At 64.9% G+C, this 4,188-nt stretch carries 5 protein-coding genes; 4 read left to right on the top strand and 1 reads right to left on the bottom strand.

Annotated elements, in window-relative coordinates:
- Positions 1 to 78: 78 nt before the first annotated feature.
- Positions 79 to 720 (bottom strand): carboxymuconolactone decarboxylase family protein, encoded by a 642-nt coding sequence (locus tag ABWP84_RS18170; RefSeq protein ID WP_353213435.1) that lies wholly within the window; start codon positions 718 to 720, stop codon positions 79 to 81.
- A 135-nt stretch (positions 721 to 855) separates the two neighbouring features.
- On the opposite strand from ABWP84_RS18170, the gene ABWP84_RS18165 reads away from it, so the two are divergent.
- Genes ABWP84_RS18165 through ABWP84_RS18150 form a run of 4 tightly spaced genes read left to right on the top strand, consistent with a single transcriptional unit; the run spans position 856 to position 4,074 of the window.
- Positions 856 to 1,857 carry a tripartite tricarboxylate transporter substrate binding protein gene (locus ABWP84_RS18165; RefSeq protein WP_353213434.1) on the top strand — a complete coding sequence of 334 codons (1,002 nt, stop codon included), beginning with the start codon at positions 856 to 858 and terminating at the stop codon, positions 1,855 to 1,857.
- 4 nt (positions 1,858 to 1,861) lie between these two features.
- The gene (locus ABWP84_RS18160) at positions 1,862 to 2,395 is read left to right on the top strand and encodes a DUF5943 domain-containing protein (protein WP_353213433.1); all 534 of its coding nucleotides are present in this window, start codon (positions 1,862 to 1,864) and stop codon (positions 2,393 to 2,395) included.
- Between the two features lie 28 nt (positions 2,396 to 2,423).
- Positions 2,424 to 2,963, top strand: coding sequence for a hypothetical protein (locus ABWP84_RS18155; RefSeq protein ID WP_353213432.1), 540 nt, complete (start codon positions 2,424 to 2,426; stop codon positions 2,961 to 2,963).
- 58 nt (positions 2,964 to 3,021) lie between these two features.
- Positions 3,022 to 4,074 (top strand): alpha/beta fold hydrolase, encoded by a 1,053-nt coding sequence (locus ABWP84_RS18150; RefSeq protein ID WP_353213431.1) that lies wholly within the window; start codon positions 3,022 to 3,024, stop codon positions 4,072 to 4,074.
- The last annotated feature ends 114 nt before the right edge of the window (positions 4,075 to 4,188 follow it).

Raw genomic sequence — 4,188 nt, 5'->3', positions numbered from 1 at the left:
TGACCGATGCGCCCATGCCTTCATGTCCGCCATCGCCCTGGCCGCCATCGTCATCTTCTGGATCAATGAGTCCTGAGCCTAGCGCCGCAATTCCGGCAAAGGTGGCGCCACCCCATCGGGCAACCCCACACGGGCGGTGTTCAGCGTCATCGCCAACGCCACGTAATATCCGCTCACCGCGATCAGATCGACCACGCCCTGTTCGCCAAAGCGTTGCTTCACCGCGGCGAAATTCGCATCCGAGACAAAGCGGGTGCGGTGCAACTCGATGCAGAAATCATAGATCACCCGCTGGTCGTCATTCATGCCCTCAGGCCGGCGGCCCTCCGCCAGATCCGCGGCGATCGAGGCCGGCAGCCCCGCCGCCAATGCCAGGCGATGATGGGCGAACCATTCATATTGCGATGACCATTCCCGCGCGGTGATCAGGATGGCGAATTCATTCAGCGCCTGGGGCAGCGATGTGCGGAAGCGCAACTCGCTGCCCAGCGCCTGCAGCCTGTCGCCCACCCCGGGCGAGCGCAGCCAGACATTGAATGGCCCGCCGATGGAATTGTCGCGCCCCGGCACCGCGGCGCGCGGCCCGCTCTGGATGGCGGCGGCCAGGGCGCGCTGCTCGGGCGTCATCTGCTCGGGCGGGATGGAGGGAAAACGGTTCTGCGCCAGGCCAGGGGTGGCGAGGGTGATGGCAAGCAGGGCTGCGCCGATTGGGCCACGCATGATGGTCTCCTCCATATTCGTTGCGCGCAGCCTGCGCTGGCTTACGCGAGGCGGCAGCCGATTTCGCTTGACCGGCACGCCTATCCATCGGTGCATAGCGTCAATCACGGCCAGGCAAGGCCGCATGGAGGAAACATGCCCAAGACCACCGCAGCGCTGCCGCGCCGCGCCACCCTCGCCGCCATGGCGGCCCTCGCCACCCCTGGCCTCATTTGCCCCGCCCTGGCCCAAAACGAAGCCAATTGGCCCAATGCGCCGGTTCGCTTCATCGGCATTTTCCCCCCCGGCGGCGGCACCGACATCATGACCCGGCTGTGGTGCCAGAAGATGAGCGAATTGACCTCGCAGCAATTCGTCATCGAGAACCGCGCTGGTGCCGGCGGCAATGTCGGCACCGAGGCCATCGCCCGCGCCGCGCCGGATGGCTACACCATTGGCCTGGCCAGTGTGGGTGCCCTGGCCATAGCGCCGACACTCTATGCCCGCCTGCCCTTCGATCCCAATCGGGATTTTTCCTACATCTCGGGCATGTACCAATTGCCCAATCTGCTGGTGATCAACAATGACGTGCCAGCGCGCACGGTGCCGGAATTGATCGCCCTGTTGCGGGCCAATCCCGGCCGCTATGCCTATGCCTCCTCAGGCTCGGGCACCACGGTGCATCTCTCGGGCGAGATGTTCAAATACCTCGCCAATCTGGATATTCTGCACGTGCCCTATCGCGGCGGGGCACCGGCGCATATCGACCTGCTGGGCGGGCGGGTGCACATGATCTTCGACAATATCCCCCAGGCGCTGCTTTTGGCGCGCGAGGGCAAAGTGCGCGCCCTGGCGGTGACCGGCGCCGCCCGCAGCCCCCAAGCACCCGATATCCCCACCATGGCCGAATTCCTGCCCGGCTTTGAGATCACCTCCTGGGGTGGGGTGATGGGCCCGGCCGGCATCCCGCCCGCCATTATCGCGCGGATCAACGCCCTCACCCGCCAGGCACTGGAAAGCCCTGACCTGATCCGCCGCCTCGCCGAGAATGGCGGCACCCCCTGGTACACCTCCGCCGAGGAATTCATCCGCTTCCGCGCCGCCAATGAGGCCGGCTTCGCCTCCCTCATCCGGGCCTCCGGCGCGCGGGTGGAGTAGCACCATGGCCGCCCCCGAAATTCCCATCGACGTCGATCCCGCCACCTCCATCTGGTCCACCGACGGACTGCCGATGATGTATCTGCCGCGCCATTTCATGGTGAATATGCAAAAGGCGGTGGAAGCCAAGATCGGCCCCACCGCCTATCGCGATATCGTCTATGGCTCATCGCATCTCTCGGCACTGCAATGGTGCCGGGCGGAGGCTAAGACCCATTCCCTCGCCCCGCTGGAGACGTTTCGGCACTACCTCAAGCGCATGTCCCAGCGCGGCCATGGCCAGGTTTCGATTGAGGCTTTGGATGTGGAAGCGGGCAGCGGCACCATTGTGGCGCGCCATTCGGCCTTTGCGCTGGGCTATGGGCCCGAGGCGAGGCGCTGCGTCTGCTATGTGTTCCAGGGCAGTTTTGCCGGCGGGATGCGCTATCTGCTGGAATGCGAAGGCCGCGCGGATGAGCCCCTCTGCCATGAGGTGGCCTGCCTCGCCGCCGGGGCTGCCGAATGCCGCTTTGAACTGCGTTGCGAGGCTGTGGGCTAAACCACGACCATCAAAGGAATGGATCACCATGTTCGACCAGGACCGCTTCATCGCCGATTGCCAGGCCGCATGCGAGGCCAGCCAGCCATCGCGCGAGATGCGCGAGGTGGTGGCCCGCGCCGTCTCTGACCCCGCAGCATTGATGGCCCGGCTGGGCACGCCGCAAAGCGGTGGCCTCGGTGTCCTGCATCGCGCGAAGGACCTCACCATCCTCAATGTGCAATGGCAGCCCAAAATGGTGATCATGCCGCATAATCACGCCATGGCGGCGGTGATCGGCGTCTATTCCGGCCGTGAGGACAATATCCTCTGGCGCCGCCTTCCCGAGGATGCCAATGGCCGCATCGAAGGTGCCTCCGCCAAGACCCTTTCGGAGAAGGACACGCTGGTGCTGGGGGCGGATGTGATCCATTCGGTGATCAACCCCATCGCGCGCATCACCGGCGCCATCCATGTCTATTTCGGCGATTTCTTTGCCGCCGAACGCAGTGAGTGGGACCCCGAATCCCTGCACGAAATGCCCTATGACATGCAAAAAGTCATGCGCATGTTTGCCGGCCAGGCCTGACACCCCGCCCGGCCATCCCCCATCCCAGACCAAGACCGCGACGCTCCAGGAGCCCACCTTGCAGACACCCAACCTGCCGCGCCGCTCGGCCATCCCCCTGGCCCTGGCCAGCGTGGCCACGGCCGCGGAATACCCCACTCCCCGCGAGGCCCATTGGGTCGCGCGGGATTTCCGCTTCCACAATGGCGAAACCCTGCCCGCGGTGAAGCTGGCCTACACCACCATTGGCAATCCCGGCGGGCTGCCAGTGCTGGTGCTGCATGGCACCGCAGGCTCGGCGCGCAATTTGCTCAATCAAGGCTTTGCCGGCGCACTCTTCGGCCCCGGCCAGCCGCTCGATGCACAGCGCCATTTCATCATCCTGCCCGATGCGCTGGGTGCCGGCGCCTCAAGCAAGCCCTCTGATGGTCTGCGCGCCCGCTTCCCGCGCTACAATTACGACGACATGGTCCATGCCCAGCATCGCCTGGTCACCGAAGGCCTGGGGCTCAACCATTTGCGGCTGGTCATCGGCAATTCCATGGGCGGCATGCATAGCTGGCTATGGGGCGTGACCTACCCAGACTTCATGGATGCCATCGTGCCCATGGCCGCCCAACCCACCGAAATGGCCGCGCGCAATTGGATGCTGCGCCGCCTCATGATCGAGAGCATCCGCCGCGACCCCGCCTATGCCGATGGCAACTACACCACACCACCACCCTCACTGCGAATGGCCAGCCTGCTCTACGCCACCGCCACCAATGGCGGCACCCTGGCCCTGCAGGCCCAAGCCCCCAGCCGCGCCCAAGCCGATGCGCTGGTCGAACAGCGCCTGGCGGCCAATCCACCGCCCGATGCGAATGACTTCATCTACCAATGGGAGAGTTCACGCGATTACAACCCAGCACCGCTGCTGGAACGTATTCGCGCCCGCGTGCTGGCGATCAATTCCGCCGATGATGAGCGCAACCCACCCCAGACCGGCGTGATGCAAGCAGCAATGCAGCGCACCGCTCATGCCAGGCTGCATCTCATCGAGGCCAGCACGGAAACGACCGGCCACGGCACCACCGGCCAGGCGCGCTTCTGGCGCGAGGCACTGCGCGAGTTTCTGGCCTCGCTGGGGTGAAGTATTTTCAAGCCTTGGCGGCTTGGACAATGCTTGGGAAGGAATGGGGGGACTAAAACTTCGAGGGGCTTTGCCCCTCGAGCACCCCAGCAGGAAACTTAGTTTCCTGCACCT

It is taken from the genome of Rhodovarius sp., assembly GCF_040399605.1.
Taxonomy (GTDB): Bacteria; Pseudomonadota; Alphaproteobacteria; order Acetobacterales; family Acetobacteraceae; genus Rhodovarius; species Rhodovarius crocodyli_A.
The sequence above is the reverse complement of the archived record's forward strand: the minus strand, read 5'-3'. Positions and strand labels throughout refer to the sequence as shown.